The sequence below is a fragment of the Picosynechococcus sp. NKBG042902 genome (assembly GCF_963864045.1).
In the GTDB taxonomy this organism is placed as follows: Bacteria; Cyanobacteriota; Cyanobacteriia; order Cyanobacteriales; family MRBY01; genus MRBY01.
Window position 1 is genome coordinate 1 of sequence record NZ_CAWLTV010000014.1, and the last position, 1,235, is coordinate 1,235.

The window sequence follows — 1,235 nt, forward strand, 5'->3', positions numbered from 1 at the left end:
AAGGGAACCTCGAAATTTTCAAAAAATGGATAGGCTTTGAGAAAAACTATCAGTCACAGCATAAAAGCAAAAATATTTGCTCATATGATGTTGTCAATTCACCCTATTTGCCTCCATTTTTTTTGATTTTAGGCACAAGATTGCTGCAAGTAGACGTACCGTCGGAAGTTGTAGGCTAAGTTCTTCAGGGCAATTTGTGTCTCAATACGAGCATGACCAATCACCCTTTCCATCTTGCCCCCCATAGAGGTCACAAAAGTACCAAAGATATGCTCCACTCTCGAACGGACATGAGAGCGTTCTTTATTTCTGGCTTTTTGTGTCTCACTTAGGGGATGATTACGGTTCCCCTTCTCATGAATATGACTGTCCATACCCATCAGTGCTAATACTCTTTCCCGTACTTGGATTTGGTAAGCACTGTCTGCCCAGATGCCATCCCCTCTATTACTGCCATCCAAGACTGCCGCAAACATTTGACTGTCATGCACTGAAGCTGCTGTCACTGCATATTTTCTGATGAGTTTATATTTCACATCGACATTGATGTGGTTCTTGTAGCCAAAGTGATTCTCCTGATTTTTCTTTGTCCAGCGAGCATCACAATCCTTCTGTCGCTTTTTCCTGGGCTTATCTTTCCAGTCTTCGGGAATTTTGCCTGATTTCACTACTTCATTCTCTTCCCGACGATTGCGCTGTCTCGGTACTGGGATGAGTGTTGCATCAATTATTTGTCCTTCTTCTGCTTGATATCCTTGTTTTTGCAAATAGCCTTCAAATTTCTCAAACAGTGCTGCCGCTAGCTTTTGCTCTACTAGCTTTTGTCTAAATAGCCAGACTGTTGTCGCATCTGGTACTTTATCTTCGATGCCCAAACCGACAAACTTCATGAATGATAGCCTGTCATTGACTTGATATTCTAGAGCTTCATCACTAATACTGTAGAGCCTTTGCAGTATCAGCAATTTGAACATTCGTACGGGATCTATTGCTTTCCTGCCCGCCTTACTTTTTCTCTCTTTTGGTTGAACCTGATTGAGAATCTCTCTAAATTCTTCCCAAGGAATCCATTCATTGAGCTTGACGAGGATATCTTGTTTCTCCTCCAAATACTGATGTCGTTTTTCCCAATCCCAGAATCCTAATTGACTCATCTTGAGACACTGCTTTGGCGATACTTTGGTATCTATGATCTCATATTCTTGCTTCGCTTCAAGCTATTTTTCGAGATCCCC

1 protein-coding gene is annotated in these 1,235 nt (G+C 41.8%); it reads right to left on the reverse strand.

Annotated elements, in window-relative coordinates; translation table 11 throughout:
* Positions 1-128: 128 nt before the first annotated feature.
* Positions 129-1,154, reverse strand: coding sequence for an IS5 family transposase (locus AACR41_RS00080; protein WP_030008353.1), 1,026 nt, complete (start codon positions 1,152-1,154; stop codon positions 129-131).
* Positions 1,155-1,235 lie beyond the last annotated feature (81 nt).

Coding starts and splice junctions, on each gene's coding strand:
- AACR41_RS00080 (WP_030008353.1), bottom strand. CDS start 1,154: ATGAGTCAATTAGGATTCTGGGATTGGGAAAAACGACATCAGTATTTG.